This window comes from Streptomyces sp. NPDC041124 (assembly GCF_055592385.1).
Genome location: NZ_JBVIYR010000004.1, coordinates 547,395 through 566,303, shown reverse-complemented (window position 1 = coordinate 566,303; position 18,909 = coordinate 547,395). Strand labels below are relative to the sequence as shown.

Here is an 18,909-nt window from a genome sequence, read left to right as displayed (position 1 = left end):
CGGCTGTTCACCGCTCTCCTCCATTCCCGCAGGGGCGGCGTCGGTGGTTCTCTCCAGACCGTGACAAGGCTCTCGCGCCCTCATCCCGCGGTCTGTGGCCGCAGACGCGAGTGCTTGTTGCGCCTGGTCGGCTCACCTCCCATCCGCGCGCTCCACCTTGGTGACAGGGTTGGTCCTCCTGTTTGTGTTGTGGGGGCGTCCAGGGGCGCCGGGAGTGTTTGTCAGGCCGCTGCGAGCGCGGCGCGGGCGTCGACGCGCTGGTGACAGCGACGCATGACCTGCCGGGCGACCGGCTGGGCGAGCAGCGCCTCGACGAGGAAGGCGATGGTGCAGTTCCGCGGCCACAGGTGTGCGAACTGCTCGAGGGGCTCGGTGGAGACCTGCCGTGTGCCGATCCAGGTGCCGACCACCGTCATCACGAGGGAGATCAGCAGGACGCTGCACAGGGCGTTCAGGACCATGTGGGCGCGGAAGCTGTCGCCCGGGCGCACGAGTCGTGAGGTGAGCAGTTGGGCGGGCTTCATCGTCAGCAGGACGACGGCCACGACCGCGACCAGGAGGGCCGGCATCACCCGCAGCAGGCCGGTCCACATGGCCAGGGTGAAGCCGGAGGTCAGGCCGCCGATCACCACCGGGATGGTGTTCACCGAGATGACGGCGATGACCAGCATGAAGATGACGGCTTCCTTCGGGTTGCGCGGCAGGTGGGTGTGAAAGGGGTTGTTGCTCACTGTGTGGTTCCTCGTTGCTCGTTACGGGGACCGGCAATAAAAAACAGCGCCCGTCTCCCGAGTCAGCTCGGGAGACGGGCGCTGTTTCGAAGTGCTTGTACGCGCCGGATCTCGCAGCAAAGAATACAGGCCCGCAGCGTTTGTCGCTGACGTGGACGGTGACGTGCGGCCTCTCCTCACCTCGAACGCTGATTGCGTAGGCGGCCCTGGTGGCGGGGCCGTGCCGTGATCGACCTCCGGCTGGGTGCCTTCGACTACCGGGCCGCACGCGACTTCTGGCGGATCGACGATCCGCTGACCGCCCTGCAGGTCCACGCCGTCCTGGGCGGAGCCCCCGGCTACCGGCCGGTGGCCGCCCGCCCCCACCCGAAGGACGGCTTCGCCGCCTGGTTGACCCGCACGCTCCTGGACCCCGGCCGGGCCGTCTACTCGCGCACAGAGACCGAGTACCTGCTGCGGGAGGACCCACGCATCACCCAGCACACCCTGTACTACGACATCCTCACCGCGATCGCCCAGGGTGCCTCGACCCCGACGAAGATCGGGGCAGCCCTGGAGCGTCAACGCCAAGCCGTCACGCACCCGTTGGACGTTCTGGAGTCCACCGGTTACATCCAGCGCGAGCACGACATTCTGCGCCCGCGCCACCCGGTCATCACGCTCGCCGACCCCGTCATCCGCTTCAACCAACTGATCACGCTGCCGCAGGCCGCCGCCGTCGAGCAGGGCTTCGCGGAACAGGCGTGGCAGGCCGCTACGACGACCTTCAACTCCAAGATCCTGGGACCGCACTTCGAGGATCTCGCCCGTAGCTTCACCCGTCGCTACGCCCATACCCTCCTTCCCGGCGGCCTGCCGGGCCCCGTCGGCACCACCGAGGTCGCCGACCCGGCGGCCCGCACGAAGCACGAGGTCGACGTGCTCGCCCTCGCCCTGGGTGAGCGTCCGCAGGCGCCGCGCGCCCGGATCGCCCTGATCGGTGAGGCCAAGGCCACCGCCGCCCGCCGCGGTACCGGCGACCTGCAACGCCTCGAGCACATCCGGGGCTTGCTCACCGGCCAGGGCTACGACACCACAGGCGCCACGCTGGCCCTGTTCTCCCTGCACGGTTTCAACCCGGACCTGGTCGAATCGGCGGCCAGACGTGATGATCTCCTCCTGGTCGACCTGCCGGGCCTCTACGGGGGCGGTTGACCTCAGCGGGGATTTTGCCCGTCAAGTCGATGAACGGCGTAGAGAGGAAGAGATCAGACCCTGACACTGTCTCCGACCGAACCCGTGACGGGAGCACGGGACCGCGCATGAGGGGGACCATGAGCCGGGTTGTCGTGGTGCACGGGGTGGGGCGTCAACTTGATACCGCTGAGACCATGTCGGCGGAAGTCGCGCCGGCGTTGCGCAGCGGAGTCGGACTCGCCTTACGCCGCGACCCCACGCTCGGGCGGCTGTCGGACGACGACATTGCTTGCGCCGGATATGGGGACCCCTACAGGCAGACCGGCACGCGCGGCGAGCCCTACTACCGGGCGCAGGATGTGGAGCCCGGGTTCGAGGCCGAGTTGCTGGAGACCTGGTGGCGGGAGGCCGCTCGGCTGGATCCCGGTATCCCCGGCCCGGACACTGGGGGGCCGGACGGTACGGGCGCTGGCCCCGCTGCCCGTGGTGCCCTCGGCCATCTTGCCAGTCGCCCCCTTTCTGTGGACCGGGTTCGCCGCGCCCTGCACGCCCTCACCCGCACTCGATTCTTTGGTGCTGTCTCCGACCGGCTACTCATCTCGAACCTCAAGCAGGTACGTCGCTACTTCACAGAGCCCGAGCTGCGTGACGCCGTACGGGCTCGGACTGCGGAGCTGATCACGTCGGACACCCGGGTGGTTGTGGGGGACTCGCTGGGCTCGGTGGTTGCCTACGAAATACGATGTGCCGTGTACATAGCAGGCGGCGAGGGCCGCCTGGTCAACCCCGTTGTAGGTCCCGTGCGTCACGTTCGGAGCGGTTCCAGCTGAAGACGACTGTCCGCTGGGGACGCCCTGTTTGAGGCCGGCCGCATCGTCGGCCGCTCGCAGCGTTGTCGGTCCCGGCTTGGCCACGGCAAGCTGCGGGAAGGTGGTGCTGTCGGTCAGCTTCATGTCGAAGCAGTAGGTACCGCACCCGGTTGGTGATCTGCGGAATCGGTGAGGTTCTGAGGGCCCATTACTTCCAGGCCGATGTCATGAGCCGAGAGCACGGTCCCCGGCGACGCGCTCATCCTGGCCTCAGGTTGATCGGGGACAATGAGCGGCAAGAGCATCGACTGGAAGGGGGCGGCCGGGTGCGGATCATGATCGCGGATGACGAAGCGGCCATCCGTGAGTCTCTGGAGCGCGTGCTCCAGGTCGAGGGTTACGACACCAGCACCGTCGCCAACGGTCTCGCCGTGCTCGACGGCGTCGCTGGGGCCGGCGGTGACACGCTGGATCTGCTGATCCTCGACGTGATGATGCCCCGCCTCGGCGGGTTGGAGACCTGCCGGCGGTTGCGGGCCGCGGGCCGGGATCTGCCGGTGCTGATGCTGACCGCCCGTGACCAGGTCTCCGACCGGGTCACGGGGCTGGACGCGGGCGCCGACGACTACCTGCCCAAGCCGTTCGCCACCGAGGAGTTGCTGGCCCGGGTGCGGGCCCTGCTGCGCCGGCGCACACCGGCCGACGGGGAGTCGCAGATCCTGTCGTTCGCCGACGTCCGGCTCGATCCCGACAGGTTCGAGGCACGGCGGGGCGAGCGGCCGCTGCGCCTGACCCGGACGGAGTTCTCCCTCCTGCAGGTCCTCATGCGCAACGCGACCCGGGTCTTGACCCGCGAGGCGCTGTTCGAGGCGATCTGGGGCTTCGACATGAGCGCCACCGCCAACAACCTCCAGGTGTACGTGAGCTACCTGCGCCGCAAGATGGAGGCCGAGGGCGAGCCGCGATTGATCTACACACTGCGCGGCCTGGGATACACGCTGCGGGAGACCCCTCCGTGAGCAGGCCCGCCGGCCGGCGACCACGCCGGCTGACCCGATGGTGGCGCCGGCGGTCCCTGCGGACCAGGCTGACGGTGATCGCGGCGACGGCCATCGCGGTGAGCGTGTTCATGGCCTTCCAGGTGGCCAGCGAGCTCCTGGACTGGGAGCTGCGGGACACCGCCGAGGAGCAGCTGCGCGCCGACTCCCGCGTCCTGGCGACAACCGCGCAGCGCGCCGGTCTGGCGCAGGTCCGGCTACCGCCGTATCCCGGATCCGGTCGGCTGGTGCGGGTCATCCTGCCCGACGGCTCGACCCGGACGCCGGCCGGCCAACCCGCGCTGCCCCCGGTCAGCGAGCACGCCGGGCGCGTGGCGCAGGGCGCGTCGGCCGACCTGATGGAGTCGGGCGACAGCGACGACGACGGCTATCTCATCTACACGCTGCGGGCGGGCGACGGCGCGGTCCAGGTGGCACGCGTCGCCGACGACAGCCCGATCAACCAATTCGGGTTCGGCATGCTGCTGATCGGGCTGCTCTGCGTGGTCGGCGGCGCCCTTGTCGGGCGGACCGTGGCGCGGACCGGGCTGGCACCGATCGACCGGCTGACCGCCGCCGCGGTACGTGTCGCGCACACCCGGGAGCTCGACGCCGACATCCCGGACGAGGGCGGTGGGGAGATCCGGCGGCTGATCCAGTCGATCAACGACATGCTCGCCGCGCTCCGGGACTCGCGGCTGGCCCAGCGGCTGCTCGCCGAGGACGCCGCCCACGAGCTCAAGACACCGCTCACCAGCCTGCGCCTCAACGTCGAGCTGCTGATCCGGCTCGATCGGCGCGGCACCCTGGACAGCGCACTGCCGGCGGAGAGCCGGACCCGGCTGCTCAACGATCTCGGCGCCCAGGTGGCCGAGTTGAGCACCCTTGCCGCCGAGCTGACCGACCTGGCGCGCGGTGACGTCAGCGACGAGAACACCGAGCTGCTCGACCTCGCCGACGTGGTGGGGGCCGCCGCGACCCGGGCCCGTTCCCGCGTGCCCGACGTCGAGGTCGCGCTCGACGTGACCTCCGTGTGGGTGAGCGGGCGTCCCGCTGCGCTCCAGCGGGCGGTGCTCAACCTCGTCGACAACGCCGGCAAGTGGTCCCCCGCGGACCAGCCGGTCCAGGTCCGGCTCCGTGCCGAGGGCGCGTCGGCGGTGCTGGAGGTCGACGATGCCGGGCCGGGCATCGACGCCGCGGACGTACCGCGGGTGTTCGACCGGTTCTACCGCGCCGACAGCGCCCGGGCGTTGCCGGGATCCGGTCTGGGGCTGTCGATCGTCCAGCGGGTCGTCGACGCCCACGGCGGCCGGGTCGCCGTCGCCCGCTCCGCACGCGGTGGCGCGCTGCTCCGGGTCGACCTTCCGGCCGCGGCCCCGCCCGCCCCGGTATCGCGGCTCACCGACGGGGAGGACACCGCGGTGCGCTGACCCGCCGGCGCCGCGCACGACAAGGGACGGCGGCCCTCGGGCACGGCCCCGCGCGGCTCACCGTCGGGCAGGACACCGCGGTGCGCCGACCCCGGCCCCGGCGCGCGGCGCAGGACCGAGGGGCGGCGCGTGTCGGGCCCATGAAAAGATCCGGGACGGGTTCGGTTCCCCGTCCCGGATCTCGTCCGTTCCGTCGCGTTCACGGTCGCAGCGCGGGCTCCTCACCGTCGGCGAGCGGCTGTGGACCGTCCGGCAGCTCCGCCGCCGGACGGGACAGCCGGCTCGGCCACCAGAACCGCCGGTCGATCAGCAGGGTGAGGGCGGGCACCAGGACCGACCGCACCAGCAGGGCGTCGAGCAGCACGCCGAAGGCGACCAGGAACCCGACCTCGATCAGCATCACCAGCGGAAGTGTGACGAGGACCGCGAACGTGGCCGCCAGGACCAGGCCGGCCGAGGTGATGACGCCACCGGTGGCCGAGAGGGCTCTGAGCATGCCCCCTCCGGTACCGAGACGCACGGTCTCCTCCCGGGCCCGGCTGGACAGGAAGATGTTGTAGTCGATGCCGAGCGCCACCAGGAACAGGAAGGCCAGCAGCGGCACCGAATGGTCGATGCCCTTGAAGCCGAGGATCGTGTCGAAGACGAACACGCTGCCGCCGAAGGCCGCGGCGAACGAGACGATCACGGTGGCCATCAGCACCAGCGGGGCCACGATCGCTCGGAGCAGCAGCCCGAGGACGATCAGGACGACGACGAGCATCAGCGGGATCACCAGCTTCTCGTCGCGGCCGGTGGTCACCTCGGTGTCGAGGTTCTCCGCACTCGGCCCGCCGACGATCGCCTCCGCCCCGCTCACCGCGTGCACGGCGGTGCGCACCCGCTTGATCGTGTCGTACTCCGCGACGGTGTCCGGCGCGTCCTTCGGGAACACGGAGATGTCGGCCCAGTCACCGCTGGTCTGCTCCGGGACGGCAAGGGCCACACCGGGAGTGTCCTTGACGACGTCGAGCACCCGCTCCTGGTGCGCCGGCCGCGTGAAGACTGTCATCGGCTGGCCGCCGAGTTCCGGGAAGTGCTGGCGGAGAACGGTGAAGCCGGTGACCGACTCCGGCGCGGACAGGAACTGGTCCTGCTCCCGCAGGGCGCCGGTGTTGCCCGCCAGCCCGAGGGCGAGCACGCCGAGGACTCCCAGCGAGCCGAGCGTCGCCACCCACCGGCGGCGGCTGATGGCGGTGCCGAGCCGTCCCCACAACCCTGGCTTCTCCTCCACGGCCATGCTGAACCGCGGGATGGCCGGCCAGAAGATCCGCCTGCCGAGCACCACGAGCACCGCCGGGAACAGCGTCAGCATGGCCACCAGCGCGCACAGGATGCCGGCCGCACCGATCGGGCCCAACCCGCTGGTGCTGTTCAGGTCCGCGACGAGCAGGCAGAGCAGGCCGGCGACCACGGTGGCCGCGGACGCGACGATGGCCGGCGCCGCGCCCCGTAGCGCGTGGACCATCGCGACCCGGACGTCCTCATGGTGGTGCAGCGCCTCCCGGTACCGAGCGATGAGCAACAGCGCGTAGTCCGTGCCGACGCCGAACACCAGAATCGTCAGCAGCGCCGAGTTCTGGTCGTTGACCACGATGCCGAAGCCCTTGACGAGCAGGTAGACGGTCCCCATCGAGGTCAGTGCGGCCGCGCCGACGGCCACCAGCGGGATGATCCACAACACCGGGCTGCGGTAGGTGAGGATGAGCAGGAGCGTGACGACGGCGATGGTGGTGAGGAGGACCTGCTCGTCGATGCCGTCGAAGACGGCATCCATGTCGCCGTCGATCGCGCCCGGGCCGGTCACGTGGAGTTCCAGGCCGGAGGGGCGGTCCTTCGCGGCGTCACGCAACGGGCCGACGATTTCCTCCGGTGGGCCGTGGGCCGTGCTCACCTCGAGGGTGAACACCATCGCCTCGCGGTCGGTGGAGAGGCTCGTCGGTGAGCCCTCGTCGTCCTCGCCGGCCGCCGTCGCCTTCGGCGGGTACCGCTGGGCAAGGGTGTCGTAGTGGCGCTCGACCGTCGCGCGGTCGGTGTCGGTCATGCCGCCGGCGCGGTGGTACACGAAGACGAACGTGTTGTCGTCACCGTCGGGGAGACTGTCCTCCAGTACCGCGACCTTGGTGGACTCGGCACTGGCCGGCAGGGTGTCCACGGCGCTGTCGGTGGTGACCGAGCTCAACTTCCCGCTCAGCGGCACCATGCCCGCCGCCAGCACCAGCCACAAGCCGATCACCAGCCACGGCACCCACCGGCCTGCCAACCGGCCGGCCGGCGCTCTCCCGGACGGTGCTGCGTCGACTGCCATCACTAGCCTCCTGCATACGGGTCGTATCGCTTGTCTGATGCCTACTTCCTAACGAGGGAGCCTTAGACGACCGTTAGAGCGGTGAAGCAACCGACGTCCGCCGCAGACGGTGGTGTTGACCATCGATGCCTTGTGGGTGGGTGCGCCATCCGCGGCCGGCCGCGGCGACATCCTCCTGGCCGACCCGACCGGCCTCCAAGGGATCGGTTGACCCCGACAGGATCCTGTCTGCCGAGCCAGATGAAAGGCGCGACAGGGCGCTGGGCGTCGAGTCCGTCGATGACGCGGGGATCCCAGTACGCCGTCGTCCGGGCCGAGTCGCCTGTAGAGGAAGGTCACTCCAGGCACGGACACGGAGCGGTTCCTGGTTCGACGTGTTCCATGGCCTGGAGGGTTTCTTCGAACGGGAGGACGCGGTCGACCACGGGGCGGATCTCCCCGGTGTCGATGAGGGGGGTGAGCGCGCGCAGTTGGTCGCCGCCGGCCTTCATGAGGGCGGTCATGGCCAGGCGGAGGATCGGGTTCGCGCCCGGTTCGCGGGCGAGGGCCGGGTAGGGCGGGCCCGCGACGCTGATGCGGTGCTGGGGACGCGCGCACGCAGCCGGGAGGCCCGACACCCTGGAACCTGGGTACGTCCGATGCGCGGTGCTCCCGTCGACGACGGCCCCGGAACGTTGTGCTCCCGCTGGATCAATATCTGTGCCCGCGGGCTGAGATTTCAACGGAACTTGCGGACAGATTCTCTGCCGCAATAAGCGAACTCGAATTCTTCACCGCACGCAGGACGCCGCGGCGTGCTACTGTCGATCCCAGTTGCAGTTGTGGTTCCCGAAAACTTCAAGTGCCTCCGGCCCGGCTCCTGTGCCGCTGGAAGCGCTTTTTTGTATCCGGTCTTCTTCCGGGCGGGGTGATCATCGCGGCGACACGGGGTCCGCGCAGTGTGGGCCCCGAGGCACTGCCCCAAGGGAGAAATGACATGGCTGCTGGTACCGTGAAGTGGTTCAACGCGGAAAAGGGTTTCGGCTTCATCGAGCAGGACGGTGGCGGCGCTGACGTGTTCGCCCACTACTCGAACATCGCCGCCCAGGGCTTCCGTGAGCTGCTCGAGGGCCAGAAGGTGACCTTCGACATCGCGCAGGGTCAGAAGGGCCCGACGGCCGAGAACATCGTTCTCGCCTGACACTGACGCGCATTTCGTAGCTGGGACCCGCATCCTTTGGGGTGCGGGTCCCAGCTGCTTGCGTTTTCCGCAGCCGTTTTTCCTGTGGACGGCAACCAGGGAACTCGTGTGCTCACCGCATACGAAGCATCCTCAGGGATGCGCGCACCCCGTCACGGCTTCACCGCGGTGGACGTCCGAACATTTCGAACGTCTCGTCCACTTCGCGTCACTCATTTCAGCGCCTGTGCGCGTACGGATTTCCGTCGGCCAGACGCGCTGTCGTATTCCACCGGCCCGTTCTTGCAATTCTCCGTGCTGCTCATCGCTGCGGGAATTCCTTGATATGTGCCGCATCGAGGAAGGTTCCGCATGAACCGCACACGTACGAACGACCGCTCCGCCCGTACCCGTAAGGGCAGTGCCGGCTCCGGAAGGGGCGGCAGCCGTTTCGGCTCGTCGGCCCCGAACCGGTCGGGCGGCCCGAAGCGTTCCGGCGGTTACGGCCGTCGGCCCGCCGCGGTCCAGGGAGAGTTCGCCCTCCCCGAGACGGTCACTCCCGCGCTTCCCGCCGTGGAGGGCTTCGCCGATCTCGACATGCCCAGGGAGTTGTTGGCCGCGCTGGGTTCGCAAGGCGTGACCGTGCCGTTCCCGATCCAGGCCGCGACCCTGCCGAACTCCCTCGCCGGCCGGGACGTCCTCGGCCGTGGCCGCACCGGCTCCGGCAAGACCCTCGCCTTCGGGCTGGCGCTGCTGGCTCGTACGGCCGGGCAGCGCGCCGAGGCCGGGCAGCCGCTGGGACTGATCCTCGTCCCCACGCGTGAGCTGGCGCAACAGGTCACCGACGCGCTCACCCCGTACGCCCGCTCCGTGAAGCTGCGGCTGGCCACCGTGGTGGGCGGCATGCCGATCGGCAGGCAGGCGAGCGCGCTGCGCGGTGGCGCCGAGATCGTCGTCGCCACACCGGGACGCCTCAAGGACCTCATCGAACGCGGCGACTGCCGGCTGGACCAGGTGTGCGCCACCGTCCTCGACGAGGCCGACCAGATGGCCGACATGGGCTTCATGCCGCAGGTCACCGCCCTTCTCGACCAGGTCCGCCCCGAGGGCCAGCGCATGCTGTTCTCCGCCACCCTCGACCGCAACGTCGACCTGCTCGTGCGCCGCTACCTCAGCGACCCGGTCGTGCACTCCGTCGACCCCTCGGCCGGCGCCGTCACGACGATGGAGCACCACGTGCTGCACGTCCACGGCGCCGACAAGCACACGGCCACCACCGAGATCGCCGCGCGCGACGGCCGCGTGATCATGTTCCTCGACACCAAGCACGCCGTCGACCGCCTCACCGAGCACCTCCTGAACAGCGGGGTGAGGGCCGCCGCCCTGCACGGCGGGAAGTCGCAGCCGCAGCGCACCCGCACGCTGACGCACTTCAAGACCGGGCACGTCAACGTACTGGTGGCGACCAACGTCGCGGCGCGCGGCATCCACGTCGACAGCCTCGACCTCGTCGTCAACGTCGATCCGCCCACCGACCACAAGGACTACCTCCACCGTGGCGGCCGCACGGCCCGCGCCGGCGAGTCCGGCAGCGTCGTCACCCTCGTCACTCCGAGCCAGCGCCGCGCCATGACCCGCCTCATGGCAGCGGCCGGCATCGTCCCGCAGACCACCCAGGTCCGCGTCGGCGGGGGAGCCCTGCACCGCATCACCGGCGCCCAGGCACCCTCCGGCGTCCCGGTCGTCATCACCGCGCCGGTGGCCGAACGCCCCAAGAAGCGCGGCGCGACCTCACGCGGCCGACGCCGCCCCGCTTCGGCGGCCCGCCGCGCGCCCGTACGGCAGTCGACCGTCGGTGCGGCGGCATAGAACCTCCTTGACAGCAAGCCCGGCCCATCTCCGCAGGAGGCACCCTTTGACGCTGGTCCAGACGCAGTTCCGCCCGCAGAGTGCCCACCGCGTGCACGGCACGGTGGCCGACACCATGGAAGCGGCCGGACCGCAGGTCTGGGGGGACATGACCGTGGAGGTGGCACTGTCCGTGATGGCCGCCGCCCGCACGGGTCATCTGATCGTCTGCGACGACGACGGCCTGTGTACGGGTCTGGTCACCCGGGCCCGGCTCATGGCCGTCCGTGACGACTCCGGGTACACGGACCGGATCTGTCTGCGTGACATCGCCGACGTCGTCGCTCCCTTCGTCTCACCACTGACCACGAGGGCCGAAGCCGAGCGTGCGATGCGGCACCGCCGGCTCCTGGCCCTGCCCGTGGTCGACGAACGGGGCAACGCTCTGGGCGTCCTCGCCCTCTCCCGCTGAACCGCTTCACGGCGGTCGGCCCCGTCTCTCCTTCTCCCCGTGAGGCATCATGCGCTGTGTCATCGCCCGCTTCCCGTTCGAACTGACCAAGGGCGGCGTACTGGAATCGATGAAGGGCATCACGCCCGAACCGGTCACCGGCGAGTCCGTGATCATCGGACGACGCCACTACCCCGCCAAGCAGGTCGGCGAGGTCGTCACCCGCCAGGACCGCCGCGATTTCAGCGCCGGCGAGGTCATGCGGGCCATGGTCCGGCTCGGCTTCACCTGCCGCGCCGCCCTTCCCGGGGCAGCCGCGCCCGCGCGTGTGGACAGTCCGGTGCAGCGGGCTTCCGCACTGCTCGGCACCCCCTTGCCCGGCTGACCGACGGGACGAACAGGAACCGAACACCGCAGTGAGGGCCCTGCCGGCACACGCCGGCAGGGCCCTCACTGCGTGACGCGCCGCTCGCGGAGCGGTGGTGCGTCAGTGGTCGGAGTAGCTGAAGTCGCCCACGGTCCAGGCGCTGACGTCCTCGATCGCTATGCGGTACATCCCGCCCGTCTCCGGGATCCCCACCGTGCCCTGCAGGATCCGCGCGACGTGGAAGTGCAGATGCGTGGGCGGCCCGTCCCTCTTCGCCGGGCTGTCGAAGACGGCGGAGAAACCGCCCAGGTGCGCGGAGTCCGTCAGCACCTCCGACACCCTCTGCCGCCACACGGCTTCGGGCGCCAGGCGGCCGGTGATGACAGCGCCACCGGTGACCACGGTCAGGGACATCTGGTTGCTCCGCCCGGACTCCACGAGGGCAGCGATGGCAACGATCAGATCGTCAGACTTCGGCATGAGAGCCAAGTCTATGCGTCGGCCCGTCCGGGCGGGTCGGGCGGTGGCACCACCGGCCGAGACAGGCGCACACGGCTCGCCCAGGGCTTTGTGGGCGGCTGCCGTTCGCTGCCCCAGCCGCACGGATCGGCTCACCAGGAGACCTCACTGTCCGGTTGCAGCAAATCTGTAGTTGCGGCGATAGACATTCGGCTTCCTCGTGGTTATGGTTTCTCTCGTAGTCGAGATCCAGCAGGACCCCGGCAGGCACGAACTGCCGGGACAGCCCCCGTAAGACGGTGCGGTGGTGGAGCTCCGAAGCCAGGTTGTCGTACGACGGTGACGGGACTGACGACCGGACCGGGTGGCCCGAAGTGATGAGGGGCCGCCGCGAGCAGGACCGCGGTTGACGCGGTTGCGGTACCAGCAGTGTTGTATCGAGTGGTGCCCCGGTGAAGGCGTCGGACTGCGGACGCGCGCGCCGGGGAGCCCGGCGGCGGGGTTCCGAGCCGGAGCAGACGCAGGACGGGCGACGGGGCCGACTGCCGGAGGGTGGCTGCGTACGAGGTCACCAGCAGATCGGGTGACTGGGCGGAAACAGTGGGCCGGCGCGGTACCAGGGCCGGCAGATGGTGTTGCAGTTCCTCCGGGGCCTTGGTGCCGTACGGCACCAAGGCCCCTCCACGCGTTCCGCAGAGAGTGAGGTGACCCCGGACGAGTCGCTGAGCCGTCTCGACGGCGACGGCTGCCCCGCCGACCGGGGGTGCCCGCGCAGCGCGAAACCGGCCGTCCGGACGTGAAGCGTGTCGCGGGCACCGCCGTCCTCGCGGCGGCCCACTCGATGGCCGCGCAGCCATCGGAGTGGGTCGATCGGGTCGACGGCTCGGGGCGGTCACCCGGAAGGTGCGGACGAATCCGGACATGCCCGGACCACCGGGAAGAAGAGATCGCACAGGCGATGGATCATGCCGTCCCACTCTCCGGGTACCGTGAAGGCATGAGCCATCCGCACCCCGATCTGAAAGCCGCACCGCCTCTCCCCGAGGGAGGGCTGCGGGTCGTCGCCCTGGGCGGCCTGGGTGAGATCGGCCGCAACATGACCGTCTTCGAGCACGCCGGCAAGCTGCTCATCGTCGACTGCGGCGTGCTGTTCCCCGAGGAGACCCAGCCCGGCGTGGACGTGATCCTGCCGGACTTCACCTCGATCCGGGACCGGCTGGACGACATCGTGGCCGTGGTACTGACCCACGGGCACGAGGACCACATCGGCGGTGTGCCCTATCTGCTGCGCGAGCGGAGGGACATCCCGGTCGTCGGCTCGAAGCTGACGTTGGCGTTCCTGGAGGCCAAGCTCAAGGAACACGGCATCCGTCCGCGCACGGTGCGGGTGCGGGAGGGCGACCGGCGCGGCTTCGGCCCGTTCGACTGCGAGTTCGTGGCGGTCAACCACTCCATCCCGGACAGCCTCGCGGTCGCGATCCGCACCGGCGCCGGGATGGTGCTGCACACCGGCGACTTCAAGATGGACCAGTTCCCCCTCGACGACCGCATCACCGACCTGCGCGCTTTCGCCCGCCTCGGCGAGGAGGGCGTGGACCTGTTCCTCACCGACTCCACCAACGCCGAGGTGCCCGGCTTCACCACCTCCGAGCGTGAGCTGAACCCGGCGATCGAGCAGGTGATGCGCACCGCGCCGCGGCGGGTCATTGTCTCCAGCTTCGCCAGCCATGTGCACCGCATCCAGCAGGTCCTGGACGCCGCCCACCAGCACGGCCGCAAGGTCGCCTTCGTCGGCCGGTCCATGGTCCGCAACATGGGCATCGCCCGTGACCTGGGCTATCTGAAGGTCCCGTCCGGTCTGGTCGTGAGCACGAAGGAGCTGGAGAAGCTCCCCGACCACAAGATCACTCTGGTGTGCACCGGCTCCCAGGGCGAACCGATGGCCGCGCTGTCACGGATGGCCAACCGCGACCACCAGATCCGCATCGGCAAGGGCGACACCGTCCTGCTCGCCAGCTCCCTCATCCCCGGCAATGAGAACGCCATCTACCGGGTGATCAACGGACTCACCCGGTGGGGCGCGCACGTGGTCCACAAGGGCAACGCCAAGGTGCACGTCTCCGGGCACGCCAGCGCCGGCGAACTCGTCTACTGCTACAACATCGTCAAACCCCGCAACGTCATGCCGGTGCACGGCGAGTGGCGCCACCTGCGGGCCAACGGCGACCTCGCCATCCGTACCGGCGTCGACCCCGAGCGGGTCGTCATCGCCGAGGACGGCGTCGTCGTCGACCTCGTCGACGGGCGCGCGTCCATCACCGGCAAGGTTCCCGCCGGCAACGTCTACGTGGACGGCATGGAAGTCGGCGGCGCCACCGAAGCGTCCCTCAAGGACCGCCTCACCCTCGCAGAGGAGGGCGTGGTCACGGTCGTGGCGATCGTCGACGCGGACACCGGCGCTCTCGCCGAGGCTCCCGACTTCCTGGCCCGCGGGTTCGTCCACGACGAAGCCACCTTCGAGCCGGTCGTCCCCGTCATCGAGAAGACCCTGGCCACCGCGGCCGAGGAAGGCGTCGGGGACGCGCGCCAGCTGGAACAGCTCATCGCCCGCGCCGTGGCGAACTGGGCGTTCCGCACCTACCGCCGCAAGCCCCTCATCATCCCCGTCATCATCGACGCCTGAGTCACAGCCCGGCAGGCGTCCGAGGCCACCGGCCTGCCGGGTCGCACCGTACGCACCACCGCGCGCACTGCCGCACACCGGCCGCGTCCTGCACGTCGGCCACGCCGGCCCAGTTCTGGGGCACCCTGGGTGCCCCACCGCGCAGGCTTGTCGACCTCGCCGGACTCCGGCCCTTGGACGACCAGGCTCCGCAGAAGCCACACCGCTGAAACCGGCGGCGGTGTGGCGAAGGTCCTCGGTCGTTCGAAAGTTTCGCACTGTCCGCACATCTTTTCGCAGCCTCCCTTTCTTGTCTCCTTCCACCCCTCGCAACGGTTCGCGGGAGGGGTGGTTTGAGCAGCCAAGATTCACTCGCCAAGACCTCCTCTGGTGGAAGGGGTGTTTCCGAAAGGCTGTCGAAAGTGTTGACAGGGTCATGGCGCCGTACGAAAACTGTGGCCACCGAACGACAGGAGACCGTCGTTCCCCCGCGTCATGTGAGCGGGAGGGCGGTCGGTCTTCGCGGCACGACGGCGGGCAACCCCGCCGTGGTCCACGCAAGGCCGCGGGCAGCCGAGGCCGCCCGCCCCCCACCAGCCTTCATCGGGAGGACGCATGCGCCAGAACCGGATCCAGCAGAACCCCCCTGCCTTCAGCGGCTTGAGCCGACGAGGCTTCCTCGGCGGCGCCGGCACCGTCGCGCTCGCCACCGCGTCCGGACTGCTGCTGCCCGGCACCGCCCACGCCGCCACCACCATCACCACCAACCAGACCGGCTACGACGGCATGTACTACTCGTTCTGGACCGACGGCGGCGGCTCCGTATCCATGACGCTCAACGGCGGCGGCAGCTACAGCACCCGGTGGACCAACTGCGGCAACTTCGTCGCCGGCAAGGGCTGGAACACCGGCGGGCGCAGGACGGTCCGCTACACCGGCTACTTCAACCCGTCGGGCAACGGCTACGGCTGCCTCTACGGCTGGACATCGAACCCGCTGGTGGAGTACTACATCGTCGACAACTGGGGCAGCTACCGGCCCACCGGCGAGTACAGGGGCACCGTCCACAGCGACGGCGGCACGTACGACATCTACAAGACGACGCGGTACAACGCCCCCTCCGTCGAGGGCACCCGCACCTTCGACCAGTACTGGAGCGTCCGGCAGTCGAAGGTGACCAGCGGCTCCGGCACCATCACCACCGGCAACCACTTCGACGCCTGGTCGCGCGCGGGCATGAACATGGGCCAGTTCAGGTACTACATGATCATGGCCACCGAGGGTTACCAGAGCAGCGGAAGCTCGAACATCACGGTCAGCGGCTGACCTCCGTCCGGCGCACAACCGGCTGCGGGTTCCGTCCTCGTGGCGGGTCCCGCAGCCGTGGGACACCCCCGTCCGCCGATCGACGCGCTGCCCGCGCTCGCCGCCCGGCACGCGCCACTGCCCGACCGCACTGCGCGATCCGCGGAAGCGGACAGCGCACCCCCGCACGGCGCCCGCCGTCGGCGGGGTCGAGGGCGAGACCCCCGAGCCCCACGTGCGGGTGATGATGCGCGCGATGGGTGATCACTCCGGTAGCCGCGCGAGTAGGGTGGAGTGGCCTTTTCGGATGTGTTTGGGGGATGTCGATGTCGTTCGAGCTGGAATGGGGCGAAGTGCGCGCGGTGGCGGCCGAGCGGGCTGCCCTGCAGATCAACGGCATTCCGGTAGATGACGGCAGAGGTGGCGGTGGCGGTGGCGGGAAAGACCTGGTGGTCAGCCGGGACGACCTCGGCGCCATCGGCAATGACGCGTTCGACCTGCTGGGCCGGCTGGCGAAGGAGGGCGACATCGCCCGCCCCGCCACGTTCGACGCGGCGACGGCGCTGACCAACGGCAACTTCGTCAGCGGTGCGGCCGTGCTGAAGGTGCACGACTTCTGGCAGACCCACCTGAGGACGCTGCTGGACGCCTGCGCGCAGATCTCGAACCACCTCGACTACAGCAAGGCCCAACACGACAAGAACGAGGCGAAGATCGAGGGAGAGCTGACGCGCATTTCCCGGCTCACGGAATACATGGACTAGGGCTCGGGGGAGCGCTCGGCATGCTGACGTACCAAGACGTGATCGACGCCCCGGTGGCGAAGCTGAAGACCGCCGTCGACGACTGGTCGGAGATGGCGGGGAAGCTGGACAGACTCGCCACCGAGGCCGCCGACGGGATGAAGACCAAGGCGGACCGCGCGGACTGGGAAGGCGTCAACGCGGGGGTCACCAAGGCGTTCATCGGCAAGACGGCCAAGGAGTTCACGGACGCCGCGGCCGAGGCCAAGGGCGTGGAACGGATCCTGGAAGAGGGCTACGCGGCCATCAAGAAGGCCAGGGACGACCTGGTCGACATCCGGGACCACGAGGGGCCCGCGGCCGGCATCCGCGTCGACGGCAACGGCAAGGTCACCGCGCGGGACCCGTTGTCCGAGAACGAGGCGGCGTTGCTCGACCCCGACTACAACGAGATGCTGCGCAAGGAGAAGCGGACCATCGAGTCGTGGCAGAAGAGGATCGACATCATCGTCGACAACTGCAACGACACCGATCTCGCCCTCAAGAACGTCCTCGAGGTCAACGTCACCGACCGCAAGGACTTCAGCGCCCCGACGTACACCGGGCTGGACCAGGAGGAGGCCGCCCGCGCCGCCGCCCTCGCGGCCAAGGGTCGGGACCTCACGCACGCCGAGCTTCAGCAGCTCAACGACCTGCTGAAGGACAACAGCGCGTCGGTGGAGTTCTCCAAGGGCTTCTACGAGAAGCTCGGCCCCGAGAAAGCACTGGCGTTCTTCGGCCAGCTCTCCACGGACACGCACGAGTTCGGCAAGGTCGACCCGGAGCGGCTCAAGGACGTCCAGGAACTCCAGAGGAACCTGGGCCTCACCCTGGCCCGCGCCTCCCACGACGAGAAGTTCACGGACACCTGGGGTCCGGAGCTCCGCAAGCTGGGTACGGAGCACATTCCGCTGGCCCGGCACGAACACGGCGGGCCCTTCGGATACCAACTGCTCGGCGGGATCATGCGGTACGGGAACTACGACGCGGAGTTCCTCAACCCGATCGCCGAACACGTGGCGCAACTGCACCAGAAGGACCCGGACATGTTCGCCGGCAACAGGGTGGGGAAAAACCCGTTCAACCCCTCCGGCGTGAACGGGGCCGGCTACGACCCGGCCACCGCCATGCTGGAAGCGCTCGGCAACAGCCCGGAAGCGGCGAAGAAGTTCTTCGCCGACCCCCCGACCGCGTACCACGAGGACGGCACCGTCGACCACGGCGCCACGGCCGACCTCGGCAAGAACAAGTACGGCGAGACGATCGACAACTACCTCGACTTCTTCGGCAACGAGAAGTGGGAGTCCTTCTCCGACATCAACTCGCTCGACCAGAAGGAGATCGAGGCGTCCCACGGCTACATGCCCGACGCCCTCGGTCACGCCCTGGAGGCGGCGACCCTCGGTTACCCGGCCGGGCATCCGGACGCCGCCGTCGTGCGGGACGCCGACAACGCCGCGGTCATGCAGAAGGTCATGGAGAAGTACGGCGCGGACCCGGAACTGCTCAAGAAGCACGAGGTGATGGCCGACAGTCTGGGCGTCATGGGCGCCGGCTACATCGACGACATCAACTGGGCCTTGGCGAAGAACGAACCGGGAAGCGTGTTCGCCCCGGGCGACAACCCGGACGGGCACGTCGACTTCGCACACACCGCGGACGGGAACGGCCGCAGTGTCGTCCGGGGCTTCCTCAGTACCCTGGGCCAGCACTCGGAGGCCTACGCGACGGTGTCGGCCGCGGAGCAGGTCTACACCCGCAGCGTTCTGGAAGGGACAGTGGGCCCGGACGGGAAGATCAGCGAGGGCGCTGCCAGGGCGACCGTGCGGGTGGGCGCCGAGGTGCAGGGGATGCTCGACCAGTCCCGGGCCGACCAGGTGGAAGCGACGAACCTCAAGACCCACGCGGAGTACGAGGCCGCGGTCGCGGCGCGGGCGGGCTGGGTCGAGTTCGGGGCCACGGCGGGCATCGCGGCGGGTGTCGCCTTCCTGCCCGCCACCGCGGCCGTGGGCACGGCCGCGGTGCTCGTCCCCCTGGCGACCGACACCGTCAGCGGCGCCGCCGAACAGGTCGTGGGCCAGATGATCGGAGACATCTCCGGCAACTCGGTGGATGAGCACAAGGAGAAGATGGAGGATCTGAGCGATGAGGAGAGACAGATGATCTTCACCGCCGGTGAAGGCCTTGTCGAGGCTCCCATGGAGGATTTCCTGGAGCATCAAGGTCTGGACTCTGACAGAGACGTGTTCGGGCAGGTCCTGCGCGAATCGATGCTGATCGGTTACGGGGTCGGCAACGACAGGCAGAGGCAGCAGGGCAACGCTCCGCAGACCGGCTGACACCGGT

At 69.4% G+C, this 18,909-nt stretch carries 14 protein-coding genes and 2 pseudogenes; 11 read left to right on the top strand and 5 right to left on the bottom strand.

All coding sequences use genetic code 11. The annotated features are described in order from the left end of the window. Positions 1 to 221: 221 nt before the first annotated feature. Positions 222 to 731, bottom strand: a complete 510-nt coding sequence (locus ACZ6A9_RS14130) for a DUF2798 domain-containing protein (RefSeq protein ID WP_468984257.1) — start codon at positions 729 to 731, stop codon at positions 222 to 224. A 213-nt stretch (positions 732 to 944) separates the two neighbouring features. Here ACZ6A9_RS14130 and ACZ6A9_RS14125 point away from each other — a divergent pair. After that, positions 945 to 1,925, top strand: a pseudogene (locus ACZ6A9_RS14125) (AAA family ATPase); the annotation flags it as partial. Positions 1,926 to 2,497: 572 nt separating this feature from the next. On the opposite strand, the gene ACZ6A9_RS14120 reads toward ACZ6A9_RS14125, so the two are convergent. Then, complete coding sequence (locus ACZ6A9_RS14120; protein ID WP_468984255.1) at positions 2,498 to 2,860, bottom strand: hypothetical protein; 363 nt, start codon at positions 2,858 to 2,860, stop codon at positions 2,498 to 2,500. A gap of 182 nt (positions 2,861 to 3,042) precedes the next feature. Between ACZ6A9_RS14120 and ACZ6A9_RS14115 the strand changes: the two genes are divergently transcribed. Beyond that, on the top strand, positions 3,043 to 3,735 hold the full coding sequence (locus ACZ6A9_RS14115) for a response regulator transcription factor (protein ID WP_468984253.1): 693 nt from the start codon (positions 3,043 to 3,045) through the stop codon (positions 3,733 to 3,735). Next, positions 3,732 to 5,183 carry a HAMP domain-containing sensor histidine kinase gene (locus tag ACZ6A9_RS14110; RefSeq protein ID WP_468984249.1) on the top strand — a complete coding sequence of 484 codons (1,452 nt, stop codon included), beginning with the start codon at positions 3,732 to 3,734 and terminating at the stop codon, positions 5,181 to 5,183. Before ACZ6A9_RS14115 ends, ACZ6A9_RS14110 begins: the two co-directional genes overlap by 4 nt. A gap of 199 nt (positions 5,184 to 5,382) precedes the next feature. Here the strand turns inward: ACZ6A9_RS14110 and ACZ6A9_RS14105 are convergent, their stop codons facing one another. Both ACZ6A9_RS14105 and ACZ6A9_RS14100 read right to left on the bottom strand, forming a co-directional pair. Then, positions 5,383 to 7,530: an MMPL family transporter gene (locus ACZ6A9_RS14105; RefSeq protein ID WP_468984247.1), complete on the bottom strand. Its 2,148-nt coding sequence runs from the start codon at positions 7,528 to 7,530 to the stop codon at positions 5,383 to 5,385. A 335-nt stretch (positions 7,531 to 7,865) separates the two neighbouring features. Further along, a pseudogene (locus tag ACZ6A9_RS14100) lies at positions 7,866 to 8,105 on the bottom strand (zinc-binding dehydrogenase); the annotation flags it as partial. Between the two features lie 401 nt (positions 8,106 to 8,506). Between ACZ6A9_RS14100 and ACZ6A9_RS14095 the strand changes: the two are divergent. The 4 genes from ACZ6A9_RS14095 (at position 8,507) to ACZ6A9_RS14080 (ending at position 11,373) form a co-directional block, all read left to right on the top strand. After that, positions 8,507 to 8,710 carry a cold-shock protein gene (locus tag ACZ6A9_RS14095; protein WP_014145516.1) on the top strand — a complete coding sequence of 68 codons (204 nt, stop codon included), beginning with the start codon at positions 8,507 to 8,509 and terminating at the stop codon, positions 8,708 to 8,710. A gap of 351 nt (positions 8,711 to 9,061) precedes the next feature. Then, positions 9,062 to 10,558 (top strand): DEAD/DEAH box helicase, encoded by a 1,497-nt coding sequence (locus tag ACZ6A9_RS14090; RefSeq protein WP_468984245.1) that lies wholly within the window; start codon positions 9,062 to 9,064, stop codon positions 10,556 to 10,558. 46 nt (positions 10,559 to 10,604) lie between these two features. Continuing rightward, entirely contained in the window at positions 10,605 to 11,009 is a 405-nt protein-coding gene (locus ACZ6A9_RS14085; RefSeq protein WP_468984243.1) for a CBS domain-containing protein, read from the top strand. Positions 11,010 to 11,058: 49 nt separating this feature from the next. Then, positions 11,059 to 11,373 carry an SCO5918 family protein gene (locus tag ACZ6A9_RS14080; RefSeq protein ID WP_468984240.1) on the top strand — a complete coding sequence of 105 codons (315 nt, stop codon included), beginning with the start codon at positions 11,059 to 11,061 and terminating at the stop codon, positions 11,371 to 11,373. 102 nt (positions 11,374 to 11,475) lie between these two features. Here the strand turns inward: ACZ6A9_RS14080 and ACZ6A9_RS14075 are convergent, their stop codons facing one another. Beyond that, positions 11,476 to 11,835, bottom strand: a complete 360-nt coding sequence (locus ACZ6A9_RS14075; RefSeq protein WP_468984236.1) for a hypothetical protein — start codon at positions 11,833 to 11,835, stop codon at positions 11,476 to 11,478. 976 nt (positions 11,836 to 12,811) lie between these two features. Between ACZ6A9_RS14075 and ACZ6A9_RS14070 the strand changes: the two genes are divergently transcribed. The 4 genes from ACZ6A9_RS14070 to ACZ6A9_RS14055 all read left to right on the top strand — a co-directional run bounded on the left by ACZ6A9_RS14070 (position 12,812) and on the right by ACZ6A9_RS14055 (position 18,902). Continuing rightward, on the top strand, positions 12,812 to 14,497 hold the full coding sequence (locus tag ACZ6A9_RS14070; RefSeq protein WP_468984233.1) for a ribonuclease J: 1,686 nt from the start codon (positions 12,812 to 12,814) through the stop codon (positions 14,495 to 14,497). 594 nt (positions 14,498 to 15,091) lie between these two features. Beyond that, positions 15,092 to 15,802 (top strand): glycoside hydrolase family 11 protein, encoded by a 711-nt coding sequence (locus ACZ6A9_RS14065; protein ID WP_468984231.1) that lies wholly within the window; start codon positions 15,092 to 15,094, stop codon positions 15,800 to 15,802. Between the two features lie 305 nt (positions 15,803 to 16,107). Further along, entirely contained in the window at positions 16,108 to 16,545 is a 438-nt protein-coding gene (locus tag ACZ6A9_RS14060) for a hypothetical protein (RefSeq protein WP_468984229.1), read from the top strand. Positions 16,546 to 16,565: 20 nt separating this feature from the next. Then, positions 16,566 to 18,902 carry a hypothetical protein gene (locus ACZ6A9_RS14055; protein ID WP_468984226.1) on the top strand — a complete coding sequence of 779 codons (2,337 nt, stop codon included), beginning with the start codon at positions 16,566 to 16,568 and terminating at the stop codon, positions 18,900 to 18,902. The last annotated feature ends 7 nt before the right edge of the window (positions 18,903 to 18,909 follow it).